Origin of the sequence: Bradyrhizobium macuxiense, from assembly GCF_007993935.1 — a bacterium.
GTDB classification, from domain to species: Bacteria; Pseudomonadota; Alphaproteobacteria; order Rhizobiales; family Xanthobacteraceae; genus Bradyrhizobium; species Bradyrhizobium macuxiense_A.
Window position 1 is genome coordinate 13,278 of the sequence record NZ_VITY01000024.1, and the last position, 19,577, is coordinate 32,854.

Consider the following 19,577-nt stretch of genomic DNA (forward strand, 5'->3'; position numbering starts at 1 on the left):
TCATTCTCACTTTTTCTGGAAAGCCGGGTGCCACGACAGGGTGAGCCGCTCCAGCGCCCGCGAGGCGCTGTCGGCGAGCTTGCCGAGCAGGGCGTAGATCAGGATCGAGAGCACGACGACGTCGATCAGCATGAACTCGCGCGCCTGCATCGCCATGTAGCCGAGGCCCGACGAGGCCGCGATAGTCTCGGCGACGATCAACGTCAGCCACATGATGCCGAGCGCAAAGCGCAGGCCGACGAAGATCGACGGCAGCGCGCCCGGGAAGATCACCCGGCGGAACAGCTCGCCGTCGGTCATGCCGTAGATGCGGCCCATCTCGATCAGCTGCGGATCGACGGTGCGGATGCCGTGCAGCGTGTTGAGATAGATCGGGAAGAACACGCCGAGCGCGACCAGGAACAGTTTTGCCGACTCGTCGATGCCGAACCACAGGATGACCAGCGGGATCAACGCCAGATGCGGGATGTTGCGTACCATCTGCAACGTCGTGTCGGTGAGTTTTGCCGACAGCTGCGACAGCCCGTTGGCGAGCCCGAACGCGAAGCCGATGCCGCCACCGATCACAAAGCCGATCGAGGCGCGCCAGAAGCTGACCCAGATGTTGCGAACCAATTCACCAGATAGCAGCAGCTTCCATCCCGCCAGCGCGACATCGGTCGGCGCCGGCAGCACCCGCGAGGGAACAAAGCCGGTGACGCAGGCGACCTGCCAGACCAGAACGATGACGAGCGGCACGATCCAGGGGATCAGCCCGTCGACCTTAGGGAGTTTGGGTGCGCCAACGCGCGGAAGACTGTCGATGAGACTCATGATTGCGATGCCTGCTTTTGCGGACGGTAGTCGTTGCCGATGGTCTCGCCGAATGGCCCAGTGTTGACGCGGATCGGCGTCACATTGCCCGGCTGCGCCAGCGACAGCAGCGGGAACACCAGCTCGGCGAAGCGATAGGCTTCCTCGAGATGCGGGTAACCCGACATGATGAAGGTATCGACGCCGACGTCCTGATACTCCTTGATCCGGGCCGCAACGGTTTCGGGATCGCCGACCAGCGCGGTCCCGGCGCCACCGCGCACCAGGCCGACACCGGCCCACAGGTTCGGGCTGATCTCGAGCTTGTCGCGACGGCCGCCATGCAGCTGCGCCATGCGCTGCTGGCCGACCGAGTCCATCCGCGAGAAGATCTTCTGCGCGGCGGCGACGGTGTCGTCAGTGACGTACTGGATCAATTCGTCAGCCGCCTTCCACGCCTCTGCATTGGTCTCGCGCACGATCACATGCAGACGAATGCCGAACGACAGCTTGCGGCCGCGCTGCGCGGCAACCGCCTTGACCTTGGCGATCTTCTCGGCGACCTGCGCCGGCGGCTCGCCCCAAGTCAGGTATTTGTCGACGGTGTCGACCGCGACATCGATGCCGGCGTCCGACGATCCGCCGAAATACAGCGGCGGGCGCGGCGATTGCACGGGATTGAACAGCAGGCGGCCGTCCTCGATCCGGATGTGCTTGCCTTCGACATTGACGGTCTTGCCGGCGAGCAGATCGCTGTAGACGTTGAGGAATTCACGCGTCACCGCGTAGCGCTCGTCGTGATCGAGGAAGATGCCGTCGCCCTTGTTCTCGATCGGATCGCCGCCGGTGACGACGTTGATCAGCAGACGCCCGTTCGACAGCCGGTCCAGCGTCGCGGTCATGCGGGCGGCGACGCTCGGCGATTGCAGTCCAGGCCTGACCGCCACGAGATAGCGCAGCCGCTCGGTCCAGGGCGCGACGGCTGAGGCCACGACCCAGGAGTCCTCGCAGCTCCGCCCGGTCGGCAGCAGCACGCCGTAGTAGCCGAGCTGGTCGGCGGCCTGCGCGATCTGGCGCAGATAGTTGAAGTTCACCTCGCGGCCGCCGATCGACGTGCCGAGATAGCGGCTGTCGCCATGGGTCGGCAGGAACCAGAGGATGTTGGCGTTGGTTGGGGTGCTCACGTGCCCGGCCTCCATGCGACGTCGGAAATCTTGATCTGTTTGGGGATCAGGCCGAGCGCGAAGAACGTGTCGGCGACCTGCTGCTGGTCCGCGACCACGGCGTCGGTGACCGGCTTGATGCCGTAGGCCTGCCGTTTCAAAGCGACCTCAACGACAGGCACCGACAGGCCGATGCTCGGCGCCAGTTGCTCGGCGACGGCGTGGATGTCGCTCTTGGCCCAGTCGTCGACCTCGCTGAGCTCGGCCAGCACGAGCTCGACGATCTTCGGATCGGCCTGCAGGAACTGCTTCGAAGCGAAGTAGAACTGATAGTTCGCGACGATGCCGGCGCCATCGGCCACGGTGCGCGCGCCGGTCGCAGCTTCCGCCGCGGCCTGGAACGGATCCCAGATCACCCAGGCATCGACCGCGCCGCGCTCGAACGCCGCGCGCGCATCGGCAGGCGCCAGGAACACCGGCTCGATCTCGGAATATTTAACGCCGGCCTTCTCCAGCGCCTTCACCAGCAGATAATGGACGTTGGAGCCCTTGTTCAGCGCGACCTTCTTGCCCTTCAGATCAGTCACCGATTTGATCGGGCTGTCCTTCCGCACCAGGATTGCCTCGCCCTTTGGCGCCGGCGGTTCATAGGCGACATACTGGATCGGCGCGCCTGCGGCCTGCGCGAAGATCGGCGGCGCCTCGCCGGTATTGCCGAAATCGATTGCGCCGACATTGAGCGCTTCGAGCAGCGGCGGCCCTGACGGAAACTCGGTCCACACCACCTTGGTGCCAACCGATTTCAGCCTCTCCTCGAGCGAGCCCTTGCTCTTGAGCAGCACCAGCTTGCCGTATTTCTGATAGCCGATGCGGACGACCTTCTCCTGACCATAGGAGGCGCTGACGGTCGCCGCCACGATGCTGACCGACAGCACCGCGCGGGCAATCCAGCGCCGGAATAAACGCGTCATGGGAATATCCTCTGCATTGAAATGACCAAACGCCGATCAGGTCTGGGTATTGCGCCAGACGATGTCGCGGATCGCGATCTGCTTCGGGATCAGGCCGAGCTTGAAGAAGCGGTCGGCGACGCCCTGCTGGGTCGCAATGATGTCGTCGGTGACGGGGCCGACCGAAAAGCCCGCCCGCTTGGCCGCGATGGCCTGGATATCGAGCGGCACGCCGGTGACGGCGGCAAGCGACTTCGCGACCTCGTCGGGATGCGCCTCTGCCCATTTCGCGCTCGACGTCGTGACATCGACAATCTGCTGCAGCAGCGCGCCGCGCCGGTTCGCGAAGTCGCGATTGGCGATGTAGAACGAATTGGTCTTGGTGATGTCGCGGGTCTTGACCAGAATGCGGCCGTTCTGCTTGGTCTCGGCGATCGCGAAATACGGATCCCAGATCGCCCAGGCGTCGATGCCGCCATTGGCGAAGGCAGGGCCGGCGTCCGGCGGCGTCAGATAGACCGGCGTGATGTCATCATAAGTGAGCCCGGCCTTCTCCAGCGCCTGGATCACGACGTTATGCGCGCTGGATCCCTTGGTGAAGCCGACGCGCTTGCCCTTGAGGTCGGCGATGTCTTTGATTGCCGAATTCTGCGGCACCAGGATGCCCGACCCATTGATGATCGGCTGCGCGGCGGCATAGACGATCGCGGCGCCCGCGGCCTGCGCGAAGATCGGCGGGGAATCGCCGACTGCGCCGTAATCGACGCTGCCGACATTCATCGCCTCCATCATCGGCGGGCCCGAGGAGAACTCGACCCATTTCACGCTGATGCCTTGCGGCTTGAAATGATTTTCCAAGGCCTCGCGCTGCCGCGTGATGACGAGCACGCCGTTCTTCTGGTAGCCGATACGAATTTCCTTCGTGTCCGCCTGCGCCTGCGCGCCTCGCGACAGGGCAGCGGCTGCGGCTGTGACGAGCGACAGCTGGAGGAACTCACGACGCTTCATTCCAAGATTCTCCTGACGATCAAGCGCGCTATCGCGCGGCACGATCATGTGTTGTCAGGATGATGGGGCGCGCGAATGAAGCTGTCGAGCACCGCACAAAAATAGCGATGCCCGCACTTCGGTGCAGGCATCGCGCGTGCCGTTTCTTTTAAGGCGCAGATCGCGTGTAGCGAATTATTTTCCTCACGAGATCGCGAGGTCGCTGCACTTCAATTGATCAGCCAGCAGCGGCGGCTTTCGATCCGACATTGACCGCGAGTTTACCATAGCGGTCCGAGAACGCCTGGGTATCGATCTCCTCGAGCTGGATCGAGCCATCGAGCACGCCCTTCTTCCAGGCATCGTGCTCGGGATCGTGCTGGAACTCCGGCATCACTTCCTTGCCGAACAACTCGAGCGACTCGCAGATATGCTCATGCGTGTTCTTGCCGGCCTGGTTGAGCAAGATCACCTGGTCGATATGCGAGGCACGAAAGCGGCGCAGCTTCTTGGCGATCGTCTCCGGTGAGCCGATCAGGCCGCCGCGTAGCGCGGCTTCCTGCGCCTCCGGATTCTCGCGCTTCCACTTGTTGTACTCGTCCCACATGTTCACGGTGCCGGGTGCCGGCCGCTGCCGGTTCTGCGACTGGCCGTAATAGCGCAGCGCGAACTGGAAGAAGGTCGCGCCGTCGGCGCGCCGGCGTGCTTCCTCGTCGGTCTTCGCGCACATGAAGAACGAGACCAGCGCCATGTTCGGATTGATCTCGTAGTCGGCGAGCTTCTTCAGCCGCTTGGTGATCGCGTTGTAATAGGCGTGCACCCAGGCATGCGCGGCCTCGGCGCTGACGAACTGGAAACCGAGCGCGCCGAAGCCGTTCTGCCCGGCGCGTTCGATCGTCGGCAGCTGCGAGCAGGCCATCCAGAGCGGCGGATGCGGCTTCTGCACCGGCTTCGGCACCACATTGCGCAGCGGGATGTCGAAATACTTGCCGTGATGCTCGGTGCCGACCTTGGTGAACATCGGGAAGATCGCTTGTACCGCCTCCTCGAACACCTCGCGCTTGGTCTCCATGTCGCGGCCGAACGGCGTCAGCTCGGTGATCGAGGCGCTCTCGCCCATGCCGAACTCGCAGCGGCCGTTTGACAGCAGATCAAGCACCGCGACCCGCTCGGCGACGCGCGCAGGATGATTGGTGGTGAGCTGGAAGATGCCGTGGCCGAGCCGGATATTTTTCGTGCGCTGGCTCGCGGCGGCGAGGAAGGATTCCGGTGCCGGCGAGTGCGAATATTCCTCGAGGAAATGATGCTCCACGACCCACGCATAATCGTAGTTGAGCCGGTCGGCGGTCTCCAATTGTGTCAGCGCGTTCTGGTAGAGCCTGAGCTCATCGCCGTCGTTCCAGGGGCGCGGCAGTTGCAGCTCGTAAAAGATGCCGAATTTCATGGCGTCACTCCCAAGGTCGCGTCCCCGACCGTTTGTTATTGTCGGTCAGTCTAGTGGTGGCGCGAACCAAGTCCAGCCTCGGGGGTGAAACTCCAATTCCGCGCAGCGGGAGGCGGCTTGCCTGGAACGCATGAATGTTTAGCTTGTCTTGGTGTGAGTCGCGGCGCTATCGGTCGCGCGCTCCTTCCTCCGAAAGCTCATGACCACCTTTACGCCGCATCAGGATTCCGCGCTGAAAGCCGTCGCCGACTGGCTGAAAGCCAAGCCCGGCCAAAACGGCACGCCGCCGGTGTTCCGCCTGTTCGGCTATGCCGGAACCGGCAAGACCACGCTCGCCCAGCACATCGCCGAGGGCGTCGACGGCGAGGTGAAGTTCGCCGCCTTCACCGGCAAGGCGGCGCTGGTGATGCGCAACAAGGGCTGCGACAGCGCGTCCACGATCCACTCGCTGATCTACCGCGCCCGGGAATCCGGCGTCGAGCAGCCGAGCTTTGAGCTCTGGGACGACGCGCCGGCCTCGAAGGCCAAGCTGATCGTGATCGACGAATGCTCGATGGTCGACGCCGAGCTCGGCCGCGACCTGATGTCGTTCGACTGCCCGCTGCTGGTGCTCGGCGATCCCGCGCAATTGCCGCCGATCCAGGGCGGCGGCTTCTTCACCGACGCCGAGCCGGACGCGATGCTGACCGAGGTGCACCGCCAGGCACAGGACGATCCGATCGTGCGGATGTCGATGGACATCCGCGAGGGCCGCGAGCTCGAGATCGGCCGTCATGGCGAGAGCGAGGTGGTGTCGCGCAAGGAGCTCGATCCGGACCGCGTGATGAGCGCCGACCAGGTGCTGGTCGGCCGCAACAACACCCGCCGCGCCTACAACATGCGGGTGCGGCAGCGGCTGAACATCGAGGATCCGCTGCCGGTCGCCGGCGACAAGCTGGTCTGCCTGCGCAACAACCGCAAGAAGGGCCTGTTCAACGGCGGGCTGTGGCGGGTCAAGGCGCGCGCGCAGTCGAAATCCAAGATCATCACCATGCGCGTGATGCCGGACGAGGATTTCGGCTACAAGGTCACCAAGGTCTCGGTGCGCGGCGAGTGCTTCGACGGCGGCGTCGAGGGCGTGCCGTGGGAGCAGCGCAAGCCCTATGACGAGTTCGACTACGGCTATGTGCTGACCGTGCACAAGTCGCAAGGCTCGCAGTGGGACGACGTCGTGCTGTTCGACGAGAGCTTTGCATTCCAGGACTCGCGCGCGAGGTGGCTGTACACGGGCATCACGCGGGCCGCGAAGCGGCTGAGCGTGGTGGTGTGAGAGTCCGGCAGGCACCGACGTCATCCTGACAGCACGTGAGTCTATGACACCAGCATTCAGCGTCGTCCTGGCGAAAGCCAGGACCCATTACCCCGGCTGCTTGTTGTTGCGGGACGCTGGGGCCACGATCCCGCCTACAGTTACATTTGGTGGTTATGGGTCCTGGCTTTCGCCAGGACGACGGCGTGGAGGGGCCGCGGGCAAAAATCCATACCGTTATCCCTGAACCTCGCTGATTTCCCTCACGAAACCGTGTGGCCGGAGCCGTAACAAAACGTCCCCTCGCCCGTATTTTGAAGCGTCGGAGCAGTTCTGCCCGGTTTGCCAATGCCGGCCTCCGCTCTAGACTGGCCCCAATTGCGATCCCACGAGGAACCCATGCCCAAGAGCCCCCTCAGCCGTCTCTCGCTCTGCGCCGCCGCGATCGGCGCGCTGGCGGTCGCCGCTTTTGCCGTTGCACCCTCGCTTGCCGCCGAGGACGCCGTTGTCATCCCGCCGCCGGCGGCGAGCGCGCCTGAAACCGGCATCAAGACCGCGGTGCTCGCCGGGGGCTGCTTCTGGGGTGTGCAGGGCGTGTTCCAGCACACCGCCGGCATCGTCAGCGCGGTGTCGGGCTACTCCGGCGGCAGCAAGGCGAATGCCGACTACGAGAAGGTCTCGACCGGCACCACCGGCCACGCCGAGTCGGTCGAGATCAAATACGACCCGCAGAAGATCTCCTATGGCAAGATCCTGCAGATCTTCTTCTCGGTCGTGCACGACCCGACCCAGCTGAACCGCCAGGGACCGGACAGCGGCACGCAATATCGCTCGGCGATCTTCACCACCAGCGAGGAGCAGAAGAAGGTGGCGGACGCCTATATCGCCCAGCTCAACGCCGCCAAGGTCTACAAGAAGCCGATCGTCACCAAGGTCGGCGCGCTGGAGGCGTTCTATCCGGCGGAGGGCTACCACCAGGACTATCTGACGCTGCACCCGAACCAGCCCTATATTGCGTATAATGACATCCCGAAGGTCGAGAACCTGAAGAAGATCTTCGCGGAGAGCTACATCGAGAAGCCGACGCTGGTGAGCAGCACCAAGGTCACCAACTGAGGGAACAGTCTCCGTCATTGCGAGGAGCCACCGGGTCCGGCCTTTTGGCCGGCCCGATGATAAACTCCGCGAACGAAGCAATCCATCGCGTCCCTTACACTGGATTGCTTCGCTTCGCTCGCAATGACGCCAACAAGGGAGTTTCCATGTCCGATACCAAGACCGACGGCAAGGTCCGCAAGAGCGAGGCCGAGTGGCGCAAGGAATTGACGCCGATGCAGTACGCCGTGCTGCGTGAGAAGGCGACCGAGCGGCCGTTCACCGGCGAATACGAGCATGATCCCCGCAAGGGCACCTATGTCTGCGCCGGCTGCGGGCAGACGCTGTTCGAGTCCGACCAGAAGTTCGACTCCGGCTGCGGCTGGCCGAGCTTCTCCAAGCCCGCGATCGAGAGCCATGTCGACGAAGAGCGCGACATGAGCCACGGCATGATCCGCACCGAGGTGCTGTGCTCGAAATGCGACGGCCATCTCGGCCATGTCTTCAACGACGGCCCCGGCCCGACCGGCCTGCGTTACTGCATCAACTCGGCGGCGCTGAAGCTGAACGAGAAGAAGTAACGGCCGTCGGGCCTAGCGCGCCGAATAATCCATCGGCCCGTCGAACGTTTGATCCGCCCCGCGCGACCAAGAACCGGTCGCGCGGGGTTTTGTTTTGGCGCGGCCACCCTTCCGCGCGCCTCAACACAAGGAAATTTTGATGTCACGGATTCCAGGAAAGCTTTTGTTCGGTCTCGGTTTTGCCAGCGTCATCATGGGGAGCACGGTGAGCATGCCGGCATTCGCCGCCGACAAGATCTCGCTGTTCAAGGTCATTACCTCCAAGGACGAAATCGTGATCGGCCTGACCGATGCCGATCTCGCGCAGGTCGAAGGCCAGAACGCGGGCGGCATCGCCAAGATGCTGGTCGCCAAGGGCTCGATGAGCGTCTGGCAATACGCCGTGCACAAATCCTCCGCCGGCGATCTCGAGCAGGCGCCGCTGCACAAGGTCGGGCTGATCTCCCATGACTCGCTGCGGGTCGAGCCCTATCCGACCCCGCTGAAGGTGCTCCCGATCGACGAAAGCAAGAAGTGACGGCGAAGCCGTCATCCCCGGGGCCGTCCCAACGGTCGGCGCTTTTCGCCGCCGGGTGACGAGCTCCGGACTGAGATTCCCCAATTCGCAATTGCGAATTGGGGTTCGATGCCACGCACCGCCCCGAAATGACGCCGAAGTTAACGACTCGCGGGCCGGAATGTGCTTTGCTTGGAATCCGCGGGGCCGTCGGCGTCTCGCCGTGCGGCTGCCGCCTGTTCTGAGGAGGGCGCCATGTCGCTCGGATTGATCCTCATCATCCTCTTGCTGGTTATCCTGCTGGGCGGCTATAGCGGCCGGATCCGCGGCTATGGCTATGGTCTCGGCCACTCCGGAATGGGGCTTTTCGGGGTGATTTTGATCGTGGTCGCGATCCTGGCCTGGCTCGACAAGATTTAATGCTCATAAGTCGTTGAAATAAATAGACTTATTTGACCGCACGCCGTGCCATGCGCGGATTCAGCATGTGCCCTGCCGGGGGCGCTTCTGGGGTCGCATTTTTGTCAAAGAGGCCTATATTAGGGATCGAAATGACATGTACGGCGCGCCGCCAAGTACAGGCCGCCGTCCCCCAATCCCTTTCGCCACGCTAACTGCCAAGAACACAAGAGGTCGTCGACCATGCGTCCCCTGCGTCCGTTCAACTACAATACGTCTGCCGAACTGTTTCCTGCCGCGATCCGCAAGAAGAAGCGGGCGGGCTTCGCGTACCGCCGTTTCGGCACCGCTGCCGAGGCCGTGCAGTTCGCGATGGAGCAGCTGCCGGCGGATTCGCTGAACGGCGCCTATCTGCAGGTCGAGGAAGCCCGTTTCGACCAGAACGGCATCCGCTCGCTCTATGAGAGCGAGGCGTTTCCGCTGCCGCGCCGTCCGCGCCCCGCCGCCAGCCAGACCGACGCCGACGCCGCATAAGATTTCTACTCGTCACCTAACGAAAAGCCCTCGGACCGATCCGGGGGCTTTTGTTTTGGGGACTCTTTCTTGCGCATAATCTGATCGGAAAACCGCTGCACACTTTTCCGGATTATGCGCTAGAGCCGCGGCTGCTTGTCGAGCCAGCGCCGCAGCATCCGCACATTGCGGATATTGGCGCGGAACATGACGTCGAAGGCATCGCCCGCCACCGGCACCATGCCGACCACGCCGTCGACGGCGACGTTGGCGAGCATCCGCGCGGTGATGTGCCAAGGCGCGCCCAGCAGCCGGGCCTCGCGCACCAGCCACAGCGAGATCGCGGTCGTGATGAGATCGCCGACCACGGGGATCAGGCCGATCAGCCCGTCGATGCCGTAGCGGACATTGGTGCCCGGCACGACAAAGGCGACGTCGAGCAGCTTTGCGATCATCTCCAGCCGCGCGAGCCGTTCCTCGCGCGTCAGATTGCCGAACGGATTGGCACTGGAGTTGCGGAAGTCGAAGCTGAAGCCTTCCTGAAAGCCTTGGAACTGCGGATGCAGCGGGCCATCGCCGAGCTCGCGCCCGTCCTGATCGATCACCTTGCCGCGCGCCTGCGCTCCGCCGAAGGGCGGCCGCGATCGCGTGGCGTGGGGGGTGAAAATGTCGTCCTCGGGCATGGCCATCACATGGTAACGCAGGCAGGCGGTTCAAGTTGCGTCACATTACCACTGTGTCACGTTCGAGGCTGTCACGCGCAAGGCCATCACGTGCCGCGCGCCGCCGACGGCGTCAAGCCGAAGCGGCGGCATGAAATGCCGGCCTTCGATTTGCCTCGCCCTTTAACCTAGGCTTTCAGCCTAGCCTTGCACGAGCAGATGCGTGAAGCGATCAATCGAGACAGATCCACCGACGGTCATCAAGAGCCCGTTCGTCCCGCCTAATAGACGCCCTTGTTCATGGTTCTGAGCCGCTGCGCCAGCGTCCTCATCACCTTGAGGGCGAAATGCGGCGTCTGGCTGACGAGGAAGAGAAACTGCTTTTCCGAGACCGGGACGAGCTCGACATCCGTCAGCGCCGTCGCGGTCGCACTCCTCGGCTCGTTGTCGATCAATGCCATCTCGCCGAAGATCGTGTCCGGCGCGAGGTCCGCCATGGTCTTGTTGCCGACCTGGATGCGCACGTAGCCGCTCTTGATCACGAAGAGCTCGTTGGCCTGCTCACCCTCGCGAAAAATCACGCCGCCGGCCCGAACCAGGCGGGTTTCGATACTGTTGCCCGTCAGAAGGCTGAAGCTTGCATCTGCCACTCGAAATCCCTTTTCTGCGTTCTGCTAAAACAAATGCGCGAAGACAAAGTAGAGCAGGCCCGAGATCAGCATCGCCATCGGCAAGGTCAGAACCCAGGCCATCGCGATATTGCGGATCGTCGACCATTGCAGGCCGGACCCGTTTGCGGTCATGGTGCCTGCGATGCCGGACGACAGCACGTGCGTCGTCGACACCGGCAAGCCGTATCCATCCGCGGCAGCGATGGTCGCGGCCGCCGTGATCTCGGCGCAGGCGCCCTGCGCATAGGTCAGGTGGGTCTTGCCGATCTTTTCACCCACCGTCACGACGATCCGTTTCCAGCCGACCATCGTGCCGAGGCCGAGCGCGATGGCCACCGCGATCTTCACCCAGGACGGAATGAATTTGGTGGCGGCATCCAGCGAGCCCTTGTAGCGATTGAGCGTCGCGGCATCGGCATCGCTCAGCCCGTTGTCGCTGGTCTTCATGAGCAGGCGAAGCGCCTCCGATACCAAATACATATCGTTGCGCGTGTTGCGGACGGTCTCGGCGGGGAATTTGGCCAGCGAACCATACTGAACGACCTGGTCGCTGATCTCGCGGACGAGGATGGCAAGTGACGGATAGGTGTCGTCGGTGAGCTGCCGAAGCGCGATGTAGTTCGTCACCGCGGGACGCGGGTCGCCGGTCACCTTGCGATCAGCGCCCTTGTCCTCGACGACCTTGCTCGCCGCAGCCGAATTCGCCGTGAATGCCTCGATCTGGTTCGCAGGCATCGCGCGGTTGAGCGCGTAAGCGGTCGGGACCACGCCGATCAAGATGAGCATGATGAGGCCCATGCCTTTTTGACCGTCGTTCGATCCATGAAAGAAGCTGACCAGGGTACAGGTCAGGATCAGGATGCCGCGAATCCACCATGGCGGCGGTTGGTCGCCTTGCGGTTCGCCGAACAGCGCCGGCGTTGCGCGCAACAATGCGGTCTTGAGCCCGTAGAGCAGGATGGCAGCAAGCAGGAATCCGAACAGCGGCGACAGCAGCAGCGCCTTGCCGGTGTTGACGGCCTGCGACCAGTCCACGCCGGACGTCCCCTCTCGTCCGTGCATCAGGGCGTTCGATATGCCGACGCCCATGATCGATCCGATCAGAGTGTGCGAACTCGAGGCCGGCAGTCCGAAATACCACGTGCCCACGTTCCAGATGATCGCGGCGATCAGAAGCGCGAACACCATGGCGAAGCCTGCGCTGCTGCCGACCTGAAGGATCAGTTCGACCGGCAACAAGGAGACGATGCCGAAAGCGACGGCGCCGCTGGAGAGAAGCACGCCGATCAGATTGAAGAGGCCCGACCAGACGACGGCAATATGCGCCGGCATCGAGCGCGTATAGATCACGGTTGCGACGGCGTTTGCGGTGTCGTGAAAGCCGTTGACGAATTCGAAGCCGAGCGAGATCAACAGCGCGACGAACAGCAGCAGGAATGCCGCATAAGAGGTCTTGCCGGCACCCGTGGCGCCAACATCCGCGTAGATGCTGTAGGCCACGAACAGCAGCGCGGCGCCGATCACGCCGAGATAGATGATGCCGGTAAGCGGATGAAAGCCCTTCTCGAGATCGGGGCCGCGGCGTCGCGCGGGCTCGATCGAACCAGGTAACGCCACATCGCTCATTTGATCGCCCTCACAGCCGCGGGAGGACAAAAGCGGCCATGTGACATTGGGACTACGTTTACATGACGTCCATGTGACAGTTATGTGAAGACAGCGCAGCCAGGTCCTCAGCCAGCATCTAATTCATTGATAAGATTACCCGAACAGCGAAGTTATCGCCGACGGAGTACCCTAGTGCTGCGAGACCGGCTGCGCCGGCTGGTACAGTTCCTCGGCGTATTTGTGCGCCAGCCAGGACGTGATCACGCCCGGGATGAAGCCGACCAGCCCGTAGAGGATGAACTGCACCGCGCCGCTTTCGGAGCCGTGCGAGGCGTAGGTCAGCGCCGCGCCGACGAACGCCACCGCCCCGACGATCAGCATCCGCAGCAGCGGCGAGATCCGCCGCACATGCATCAGGATGTCGTCGATCGCGCCGAACATCAGCGACGGCACGATGCCGAACAGATAATTGTATTGCAGCGACTTCACGAACACGACGAGCAGCTTCGCCACCTCACCGCCATTGGTATCGGTCCAGTAGCCGGACTGATAGGTGGTCATGAGCAATAGCAGGAAGCCGCCGATGAACGGCCCGATGGCTGCGAAGATCAGATAGCGTTTCATGGCCTGCCCTTGCCCGACGTCAGGCGAGTTTAACGCAGTCACGCGACGGTTCTAGGGAAAATCGAAAGCGCCCGGAATGTTCCGGGGGCTGCGCGTCGGATGCGCTGCAACAGCGCGCCGCCAATGTCGCGGCGATACGGAAGCGCCCGGACAGAGCCGGGCGGCGACATCGTGAGCCGAGGTGAGTGTCGAGGCCGCTACTCACCCCACGCCGCGAAGGCGTCGTTGAATGCCCGCTCGCCGGGCGCGCCCTTTTCGATCGCGATGATGGCGCGGCGCTGGTTGGTGTAGACCAGCGGCACATCGAACCAGGAGCGTTCCTTCAGGAGCTGCAGATTGCGCGAGCGGTCGGCGTCGACGTTCGAGAGGCCGACCAGGAAGAAGCCGTCGGTGACCTTGACCGCGAGGCCTGCCAGCGGCGTGCCGCGCGCCTGCTCGTTGGACTTCATCAGGATGCCCGGCACGTTGCCGACACCGCCATTGGCGAAGTCCTGCGGCAGGATGAAGGTCAATTCCGCGGTATGGCTCGCCGGCAGCGATGAATCGGTGTTGCGGCGGAACGACATCGTCATCTTGAACTTGCGGTCGGGGATGTCGATGTCGGCGCGCACGGCGATGTCGGGCTTCTGGTTGCCCGATCCCTTGACCTGCTCGGTGCGCCAGACCACCGAACCGACATACTGCTTGCCCTTCGGATCCGAAGGGTCCTCGTCATACAGCACCACGCGCTGCGCCACCGGAGCGACCGGCTCGCCCGACGAGGGCTGGCCGACGCGGTCGGTGATCTTCTTGCTCGACGGCGTCGCCGAAGCATCCTTCGGCGCCTCGACCGGAGCGGAGGATTTGAACAGGGTGCTGACATAGGTCAGGGCGGGCTTGCCCCAGAGGATGCCGGCGCCGACCAGGATCAGCAGGATGCCGATCACGATCGCCGTCTTGAACGGGAACATCGACCCGACGCGCGGCGGCTTCGGCTCACGGTCGGCGTTGCTGACCCGCGACCGCGGCGGCGGCGCCTGGGGCGGCTGCTGCGGGGTGTAGCGCTCGGCCTCCTCGATCGACTCGTCGTAGGAGTACGGCGCCTCGGGATCGCCGCCGCGGTTCTCCATGCTCGGCTCGAGTCGGTCGAATTCCGGCGACGGCGACGGCACGTTGGCGTAGGTCTTGCGCGCGTTGCGGCTGGCCTGTGCTGCGGCACGGCCGAGATCGTCGGCGTCCGCGGTGATGTCGCGGAAACCGCGGACACCCGGCGCGGACGGCGGCACCGGCGGTGCGCCTTCGCCGGCGCGGCGCGGCGCGCCCGGCCGCGCCTGGGGATCCGGCGGGGCTTGCGGATTCTGCGGCCGCGGCGGGGCCGGCGGCGGCGCATCGGGGCGCAAATTGCGCGGCGGGCGCGGTTCGGCCGGCGGCCGCGGGCGCGCGGCAGTGTCGGCGGCACTGGCCTCGGGCGGCCTGGCGTTTGCCTCAGGCGGCCTCGGATTGGCGCGGCGCAACGGGTCGCTGCTGCGAGCGGCGCCGCCGGGGCGCGAGGCCTCGCGGGCGCGCTGCGCGGCCTCGGACTCAACCTTGCGCACCGCTTCTTCCAGCGACAGCCGTTCGCGGGTGATCTCGGACTCGGAGAGCGGCGGCTGCACGCCGCGGAGCTGCTGGATCAACGCCGTGCGCGCCCGCGCGTACAGCGCACGGCGGGCTTCGCCGGGGGCGTTGGGGTCCAATCCGGCGATGGCACGGGCAATCAGCGGGTAGTAGTCAGCCATTTCCACACAATTGGTGGGATATAGGTAATATCCCGTTAAGCCTCGAACGGATTCTGTACCAGAATAGTATCTTCACGTTCCGGACTGGTGGAAAGCAGGGCGATCGGACACCCCACCAGCTCCTCGACCCGGCGGACATACTTGATGGCCTGGGCCGGCAGGTCCGCCCAGGACCGCGCGTTGGCCGTCGGCTGCTTCCAGCCTTCGATGATCTCGTAGATCGGCTCGACGCGGGCCTGCGCGCCCTCGCCCGCCGGCAGATGGTCGATTTCCTTGCCGTCGAGCCTGTAGCCGATGCACACCTTGATGCTGTCGAACCCGTCGAGAATATCGAGCTTGGTCAGCGCCAGCCCGGCAATTCCGCAGGTCCGGACCGTCTGCCGCACCAGCATCGCGTCGAACCAGCCGACCCGGCGCTTGCGCCCAGTGTTGACGCCGAATTCCTTGCCGCGGCGGCCGATTTCCTCGCCGATCTCGTCGTTCAGCTCGGTCGGGAACGGACCCTGGCCGACCCGTGTGGTGTAGGCCTTGCAGATGCCGAGCACATAGCCGACGGCGCCCGGCCCGAGGCCGGTGCCGGTCGCGGCCTGCGCCGCCACCGTGTTGGACGACGTCACATAGGGATAGGTGCCGTGGTCGACGTCGAGCAGCGCGCCCTGCGCGCCCTCGAACAGGATGCGCTTGCCCTCGCGGCGCTTGAGGTCCAGCAGCCGCCACACCGTCTCGGCATAGGGCAGAAGCTTCGGCGCCAGCGCCGACAGCTCGGCCAGGATGCTGTTGCCCTCGATCTCCGGCAGATTGTTGCCGCGGCGCAGCGCATTGTGGTGCGCCAGCAGGCGGTCGATCTTGTGCGGCAGGGTGTCGAGGTCGGCGAGGTCCATCAGGCGGATGGCGCGGCGGCCGACCTTGTCCTCATATGCCGGGCCGATGCCGCGGCGGGTGGTGCCGATCGAGGTGATGGCATTGGAGGATTCGCGCAAGGAATCGAGCTCGCGGTGCAGCGGCAGGATCAGCGTGACGTTCTCGGCGATCCGCAGATTGTCCGGTCCGACCGCGACGCCCTGCCCCTTCAGCTTGGCGACCTCGTCGAGGAACGCCTGCGGGTCGAACACCACGCCATTGCCGATCACCGCCAGCTTGTTCGGGCGCAGCACGCCGGAGGGCAGCAGCGCCAGCTTGTAGGTCTCGCCATTGATCACGAGCGTATGGCCGGCATTGTGGCCGCCCTGGAAGCGCACGACGATGTCGGCCTGTTCCGACAGCCAGTCGACGATCTTGCCCTTCCCCTCGTCACCCCATTGGGCGCCGACGACGACAACATTGGCCATTGCGAAGATGTTCCCTTCAGGTGTTTCAGAGACCATGATCACGGCGAAAACGCGTCCGCCCACAGCGATCATGCATTGATATGCCCAGCCAAATCGCGGCGCCCGGCCGCGCACACGCAAGGCGCCTACCGGATAACGGAAGCGGGTCGGCTGCGCAAGCAAGAACGGGGTCATTTACGCCTTTTAGACGAGCTACAACCCTTTGATATCCCCTGAAAATTCCATCCTGCGCCCGGCCGCGCCGGGCTGCCGCGAATTTAATGTTACGGCCACGTGACGCCAGCCCTACCGCTGCGCGTGCTTGCTGATTGATCGCAGCTCCAATTGCGGCGATCATTCACCTGGGTTAACCGGCGGGGCCCATGCCCAATTCGACACAAGCGACGATGGCGCTGCGGAAGCTAGGCATTGCCTTCAAGCTTCACACCTATGTCTACGATTCCAATGCCGAGAGCATCGGGCTGCAGGCGGCGGAGGCGCTCGGGGTCGACCCGAACCGCATGCTCAAGACGCTGATGGCGGAGGTCGACGGCAAGCCGGTCTGCGCCGTGGTGCCGTCCGACTGCGAGGTCAGCATGAAGAAGCTCGCCGCGGCGCTCGGCGGCAAGTCGGCCAGGATGATGCGGCCGGCCGATGCCGAGCGGCTGACCGGCTATCATGTCGGCGGCATCAGCCCGTTCGGCCAGAAAAAGAAAGTGCCGACGGCAATCGACGAGACCGCGCTCACCCACGTCACGGTGTTCGTCAATGGCGGCCAGCGCGGCCTCCAGATCGAGATCGATCCGAACGACGCCGCGCTTGCCGCCGGCGCCTCGATGAAGGCGCTGGTGGCGACGCAGGACTAGAGCTTCGGCTCAGATTGAATCAAAGCCGAAGCTCCGGCTTCCTGTTTTGACGCGTTCTCTTCACGCGAACCGGTGTCCACTTCGCTCGAAAGCGCTCAGCGCGATCAATGCGAGGACTTGTCCCTGGTAAACTCCGCGCCGACGTAGTCGGACAGGCCGGTCAATTCCTCTGCCGAAATATCGTTGACGTTGAGCCTGAGCTGCATGATCGCAAGGTCGAGCAGATGTGCGGCAAAGCTTGCGCCGGCCGCCGTCACGATGCTGCGCTGTTCGATCAAGACAGCGATGACGTCGCGCAGACTGCGCACTTGCACTTGATCCATGGCCCTTTGCCCGATGCTGGCCGTCGTGATGTGTGTTGTCATTGGGAAACCGATTGCAGTGTGCTGATGGACGCCGCGCTGGCGGATGGAATGTACGGCAGCCGCGCGGCTTCCTCGCCAAGCTGCGGGATACGCGAGCGGACCTCACGGACTTCGATGTCGATGGTCATGGGGGGCGGCACGAGCGTCACCGATGCTTTCGGCCACGGCGCAGGATTCGGACTGACGGCGGTAAAGCGATAGGCCGCGGCGATCTCGAGCGCGAGCAATTGCAGCTCGAGCATCGCAACCCCCATCCCGGCGCAGGCGCGCGGACCGGCGCCGAACGGGATGTAGGCGTCGGTGTTGTAGCGCCGCGTCATCAGGAAGCGGTCGGGATCCTCGAAGTGCCTCGGATCGCGCTGCAATTGCCAGGGGCACAGCAACAGCGAGGTGCCGACCTTGAGGTCGCGCCCGCCGATCGACGCCGGCTGCATCACCTCGCGCGAGAACCACCAGGCGCTGGGATAGAGCCGGCAGACCTCCTTGACCAGGGTCGCGCTGACATCCGCACGCCTGACGGCATCGACGCGCAATTCGCCGTCGTCACCGATGCAATCGGCGGCCTCGTCCGCGATCTCGTCCATCAGCGCGGGATCGGCCGCCATGTGATAGAGCACCCAGGCTGCGGTCGATCCGGTGGTGTGGTGGCCGGCCAGCAGCAGCGTGAGAATTTCGTCGTGCAGGTCGCGATCGCTGAGGCCGAGCGCTTCGAGATCGCGCAGCGCACTGGTCGAGCCGGCGCTGCTGCGCAGCCGCTGCACCACGGTCGACATCGCAAGCTTGGCGCAAATCCGGTTCTGCCGCCTGCGATACCAGGACACCGGTCCAAGCGGCAGCACGCGGAACATCTCGTCGGCCAGATCATCCTCGATGGTGCCGACCGCCTGCACCAGGGCCTCCTCGTCGCCGGACGAGATCACCTGGGCGCCGAACACGGCGATACAGATCGTGCGCAGCGCCAGCGTCGCGGTGAAGCGATGCGGATCGAACGCACCGAGCCGCGCCAGCCTTGCGCCGACCGCGCGGATCTCGGCGCACATCTGCGGCAGGTATTTTTCGACGCTGCCCTTGGCCATGTGCTTGTGCAGCACCGCACGGCGCCGCTTGTGCTCGTCGCCATGCAGCATCAGCGAGCTCTGGCCGAGCACCGGCGAAAGCTTCTTGATCAGCCGGCCCTTGCCGACGTCGGTTTCCGGCGCCTTCAGGATCGGGCGGATCAGATCAGGATCATTCACCAGCAAGACCGGCGCGGGCCCGAGATGGAGCGGCACCAGCCCGAGCGGCGACGCGTTGCCGCGCTCAAGCAGGAATTTGAGCGGGTCGCTCCGAAACGCTCGAACGTCCGAGAACATGTGTGGCATCGTGGATCTCCAATTGCCGTCCAAGGTCGAGGAATTTGGTCAGGCCGGGATTGCCGGCGACATCGAGCGGAATCTCGCCGGCGAGCGCCGTCAGCGGGCGGCCGTGGCGGTCGTTGCCGATCACCTGCGGTGGACCGTAACGATGGGTGCGGATGCCCATCCGCGCGAGGAAGCGCTCATAGGTGAGGTCGGCCATCGCCACCAGCGCCGCCGCGCCGCGCAGCTCGGCGAAGCGAAACATCAGCGCATAGTTGACGCGCGCGGCCGATGCGGTTGCCGCCCCCGGCAGCACGCCGAAGCGGCTGATTTCCCAGGCGTCACGGCGGCTCGGAAAGCGGCGCTGCGCCAGCTGTGGGAAGACCGACTTGGTGAGGTACGGATAGTCGGTGCGGATGGCGCGGAAGCCGCCGATCAGCTCCGAACCGAGAAACAGCAGGCAGTGTTCAGTATACCAGACGTCGAACTGGTCGCGCTCGACGTCGCCGGTCGTGGTCAGAAGCCAGCCGCAATGATCGACGAACAGCCGCTTGCGCAGCCTCAGCATCGCCTGAACATGTGCCGGATAGCGCTCTTCGGTGGTGACGAGCGCGTGGTATTCCCCCCAAAGCTGCGACATTCCTCCGCCTCCAGATGTCGCCGGCATCTGGG

General features: G+C 64.3%; 21 protein-coding genes. 7 read left to right on the forward strand and 14 right to left on the reverse strand.

The features are described 5' to 3' along the window. Positions 1 to 6: 6 nt before the first annotated feature. The 5 genes from FBZ93_RS38880 to FBZ93_RS38900 all read right to left on the reverse strand — a co-directional run bounded on the left by FBZ93_RS38880 (position 7) and on the right by FBZ93_RS38900 (position 5,336). Positions 7 to 813: an ABC transporter permease subunit gene (locus tag FBZ93_RS38880; RefSeq protein ID WP_146992989.1), complete on the reverse strand. Its 807-nt coding sequence runs from the start codon at positions 811 to 813 to the stop codon at positions 7 to 9. Continuing rightward, on the reverse strand, positions 810 to 1,991 hold the full coding sequence (gene ssuD, locus FBZ93_RS38885; protein WP_146992991.1) for an FMNH2-dependent alkanesulfonate monooxygenase: 1,182 nt from the start codon (positions 1,989 to 1,991) through the stop codon (positions 810 to 812). The genes FBZ93_RS38880 and ssuD overlap by 4 nt, the downstream gene beginning before the upstream one ends. Then, entirely contained in the window at positions 1,973 to 2,926 is a 954-nt protein-coding gene (locus FBZ93_RS38890; protein ID WP_146992993.1) for a sulfonate ABC transporter substrate-binding protein, read from the reverse strand. The genes ssuD and FBZ93_RS38890 overlap by 19 nt, the downstream gene beginning before the upstream one ends. Positions 2,927 to 2,962: 36 nt before the next feature. Beyond that, positions 2,963 to 3,913 carry a sulfonate ABC transporter substrate-binding protein gene (locus FBZ93_RS38895; RefSeq protein WP_146992994.1) on the reverse strand — a complete coding sequence of 317 codons (951 nt, stop codon included), beginning with the start codon at positions 3,911 to 3,913 and terminating at the stop codon, positions 2,963 to 2,965. 217 nt (positions 3,914 to 4,130) lie between these two features. Next, the gene (locus tag FBZ93_RS38900; RefSeq protein ID WP_146992996.1) at positions 4,131 to 5,336 is read right to left on the reverse strand and encodes an LLM class flavin-dependent oxidoreductase; all 1,206 of its coding nucleotides are present in this window, start codon (positions 5,334 to 5,336) and stop codon (positions 4,131 to 4,133) included. A gap of 199 nt (positions 5,337 to 5,535) precedes the next feature. On the opposite strand from FBZ93_RS38900, the gene FBZ93_RS38905 reads away from it, so the two are divergent. The 6 genes from FBZ93_RS38905 (at position 5,536) to FBZ93_RS38930 (ending at position 9,729) form a co-directional block, all read left to right on the forward strand. Then, entirely contained in the window at positions 5,536 to 6,645 is a 1,110-nt protein-coding gene (locus FBZ93_RS38905) for an ATP-dependent DNA helicase (protein ID WP_050423273.1), read from the forward strand. A gap of 378 nt (positions 6,646 to 7,023) precedes the next feature. Next, entirely contained in the window at positions 7,024 to 7,740 is a 717-nt protein-coding gene (msrA, locus tag FBZ93_RS38910) for a peptide-methionine (S)-S-oxide reductase MsrA (protein WP_146992997.1), read from the forward strand. A gap of 146 nt (positions 7,741 to 7,886) precedes the next feature. After that, the gene (gene msrB, locus FBZ93_RS38915; RefSeq protein WP_146992999.1) at positions 7,887 to 8,300 is read left to right on the forward strand and encodes a peptide-methionine (R)-S-oxide reductase MsrB; all 414 of its coding nucleotides are present in this window, start codon (positions 7,887 to 7,889) and stop codon (positions 8,298 to 8,300) included. A 139-nt stretch (positions 8,301 to 8,439) separates the two neighbouring features. Beyond that, complete coding sequence (locus FBZ93_RS38920) at positions 8,440 to 8,817, forward strand: hypothetical protein (RefSeq protein WP_246667836.1); 378 nt, start codon at positions 8,440 to 8,442, stop codon at positions 8,815 to 8,817. Between the two features lie 234 nt (positions 8,818 to 9,051). Continuing rightward, positions 9,052 to 9,216, forward strand: a complete 165-nt coding sequence (locus FBZ93_RS38925) for a DUF3309 family protein (RefSeq protein WP_074131060.1) — start codon at positions 9,052 to 9,054, stop codon at positions 9,214 to 9,216. A 222-nt stretch (positions 9,217 to 9,438) separates the two neighbouring features. After that, positions 9,439 to 9,729 carry a hypothetical protein gene (locus FBZ93_RS38930; RefSeq protein WP_016844322.1) on the forward strand — a complete coding sequence of 97 codons (291 nt, stop codon included), beginning with the start codon at positions 9,439 to 9,441 and terminating at the stop codon, positions 9,727 to 9,729. A 119-nt stretch (positions 9,730 to 9,848) separates the two neighbouring features. On the opposite strand, the gene FBZ93_RS38935 is transcribed toward FBZ93_RS38930, so the two are convergent. The 6 genes from FBZ93_RS38935 to FBZ93_RS38960 all read right to left on the reverse strand — a co-directional run bounded on the left by FBZ93_RS38935 (position 9,849) and on the right by FBZ93_RS38960 (position 16,358). Further along, positions 9,849 to 10,397, reverse strand: coding sequence for a DUF4112 domain-containing protein (locus FBZ93_RS38935; RefSeq protein WP_146993000.1), 549 nt, complete (start codon positions 10,395 to 10,397; stop codon positions 9,849 to 9,851). A gap of 254 nt (positions 10,398 to 10,651) precedes the next feature. Next, positions 10,652 to 11,020 carry a Crp/Fnr family transcriptional regulator gene (locus tag FBZ93_RS38940; protein ID WP_146993002.1) on the reverse strand — a complete coding sequence of 123 codons (369 nt, stop codon included), beginning with the start codon at positions 11,018 to 11,020 and terminating at the stop codon, positions 10,652 to 10,654. Positions 11,021 to 11,044: 24 nt separating this feature from the next. Further along, the gene (locus FBZ93_RS38945; RefSeq protein ID WP_146993004.1) at positions 11,045 to 12,667 is read right to left on the reverse strand and encodes an inorganic phosphate transporter; all 1,623 of its coding nucleotides are present in this window, start codon (positions 12,665 to 12,667) and stop codon (positions 11,045 to 11,047) included. A 171-nt stretch (positions 12,668 to 12,838) separates the two neighbouring features. Further along, positions 12,839 to 13,273 carry a DUF5413 family protein gene (locus FBZ93_RS38950; RefSeq protein WP_146993006.1) on the reverse strand — a complete coding sequence of 145 codons (435 nt, stop codon included), beginning with the start codon at positions 13,271 to 13,273 and terminating at the stop codon, positions 12,839 to 12,841. A 197-nt stretch (positions 13,274 to 13,470) separates the two neighbouring features. Further along, positions 13,471 to 15,030, reverse strand: a complete 1,560-nt coding sequence (locus tag FBZ93_RS38955) for a hypothetical protein (protein WP_146993008.1) — start codon at positions 15,028 to 15,030, stop codon at positions 13,471 to 13,473. 35 nt (positions 15,031 to 15,065) lie between these two features. Further along, a complete protein-coding gene (locus FBZ93_RS38960; RefSeq protein ID WP_146993010.1) occupies positions 15,066 to 16,358 on the reverse strand; it encodes an adenylosuccinate synthase in 1,293 nt (430 codons plus the stop codon). 362 nt (positions 16,359 to 16,720) lie between these two features. Here FBZ93_RS38960 and ybaK point away from each other — a divergent pair, with 362 nt between their 5' ends. Further along, positions 16,721 to 17,203 carry a Cys-tRNA(Pro) deacylase gene (gene ybaK, locus FBZ93_RS38965; protein WP_146993011.1) on the forward strand — a complete coding sequence of 161 codons (483 nt, stop codon included), beginning with the start codon at positions 16,721 to 16,723 and terminating at the stop codon, positions 17,201 to 17,203. A 104-nt stretch (positions 17,204 to 17,307) separates the two neighbouring features. Here ybaK and FBZ93_RS38970 read toward each other — a convergent pair whose 3' ends face one another. Genes FBZ93_RS38970 through FBZ93_RS38980 form a run of 3 tightly spaced genes read right to left on the reverse strand, consistent with a single transcriptional unit; the run spans position 17,308 to position 19,545 of the window. Further along, positions 17,308 to 17,526 (reverse strand): hypothetical protein, encoded by a 219-nt coding sequence (locus FBZ93_RS38970; RefSeq protein WP_050423265.1) that lies wholly within the window; start codon positions 17,524 to 17,526, stop codon positions 17,308 to 17,310. A gap of 38 nt (positions 17,527 to 17,564) precedes the next feature. After that, a complete protein-coding gene (locus tag FBZ93_RS38975; protein WP_246667837.1) occupies positions 17,565 to 18,929 on the reverse strand; it encodes a cytochrome P450 in 1,365 nt (454 codons plus the stop codon). Then, positions 18,868 to 19,545, reverse strand: a complete 678-nt coding sequence (locus tag FBZ93_RS38980) for an acyl-homoserine-lactone synthase (protein WP_167529435.1) — start codon at positions 19,543 to 19,545, stop codon at positions 18,868 to 18,870. Before FBZ93_RS38980 ends, FBZ93_RS38975 begins: the two co-directional genes overlap by 62 nt. Between the last annotated feature and the right edge of the window lie 32 nt (positions 19,546 to 19,577).

Coding starts and splice junctions, on each gene's coding strand:
- FBZ93_RS38880 (WP_146992989.1), bottom strand. CDS start 813: ATGAGTCTCATCGACAGTCTTCCGCGCGTTGGCGCACCCAAACTCCCT.
- ssuD (WP_146992991.1), bottom strand. CDS start 1,991: ATGGAGGCCGGGCACGTGAGCACCCCAACCAACGCCAACATCCTCTGG.
- FBZ93_RS38890 (WP_146992993.1), bottom strand. CDS start 2,926: ATGACGCGTTTATTCCGGCGCTGGATTGCCCGCGCGGTGCTGTCGGTC.
- FBZ93_RS38895 (WP_146992994.1), bottom strand. CDS start 3,913: ATGAAGCGTCGTGAGTTCCTCCAGCTGTCGCTCGTCACAGCCGCAGCC.
- FBZ93_RS38900 (WP_146992996.1), bottom strand. CDS start 5,336: ATGAAATTCGGCATCTTTTACGAGCTGCAACTGCCGCGCCCCTGGAAC.
- FBZ93_RS38905 (WP_050423273.1), top strand. CDS start 5,536: ATGACCACCTTTACGCCGCATCAGGATTCCGCGCTGAAAGCCGTCGCC.
- msrA (WP_146992997.1), top strand. CDS start 7,024: ATGCCCAAGAGCCCCCTCAGCCGTCTCTCGCTCTGCGCCGCCGCGATC.
- msrB (WP_146992999.1), top strand. CDS start 7,887: ATGTCCGATACCAAGACCGACGGCAAGGTCCGCAAGAGCGAGGCCGAG.
- FBZ93_RS38920 (WP_246667836.1), top strand. CDS start 8,440: ATGTCACGGATTCCAGGAAAGCTTTTGTTCGGTCTCGGTTTTGCCAGC.
- FBZ93_RS38925 (WP_074131060.1), top strand. CDS start 9,052: ATGTCGCTCGGATTGATCCTCATCATCCTCTTGCTGGTTATCCTGCTG.
- FBZ93_RS38930 (WP_016844322.1), top strand. CDS start 9,439: ATGCGTCCCCTGCGTCCGTTCAACTACAATACGTCTGCCGAACTGTTT.
- FBZ93_RS38935 (WP_146993000.1), bottom strand. CDS start 10,397: ATGGCCATGCCCGAGGACGACATTTTCACCCCCCACGCCACGCGATCG.
- FBZ93_RS38945 (WP_146993004.1), bottom strand. CDS start 12,667: ATGAGCGATGTGGCGTTACCTGGTTCGATCGAGCCCGCGCGACGCCGC.
- FBZ93_RS38950 (WP_146993006.1), bottom strand. CDS start 13,273: ATGAAACGCTATCTGATCTTCGCAGCCATCGGGCCGTTCATCGGCGGC.
- FBZ93_RS38955 (WP_146993008.1), bottom strand. CDS start 15,030: ATGGCTGACTACTACCCGCTGATTGCCCGTGCCATCGCCGGATTGGAC.
- FBZ93_RS38960 (WP_146993010.1), bottom strand. CDS start 16,358: ATGGCCAATGTTGTCGTCGTCGGCGCCCAATGGGGTGACGAGGGGAAG.
- ybaK (WP_146993011.1), top strand. CDS start 16,721: ATGCCCAATTCGACACAAGCGACGATGGCGCTGCGGAAGCTAGGCATT.
- FBZ93_RS38970 (WP_050423265.1), bottom strand. CDS start 17,526: ATGGATCAAGTGCAAGTGCGCAGTCTGCGCGACGTCATCGCTGTCTTG.
- FBZ93_RS38975 (WP_246667837.1), bottom strand. CDS start 18,929: ATGCCACACATGTTCTCGGACGTTCGAGCGTTTCGGAGCGACCCGCTC.
- FBZ93_RS38980 (WP_167529435.1), bottom strand. CDS start 19,545: ATGTCGCAGCTTTGGGGGGAATACCACGCGCTCGTCACCACCGAAGAG.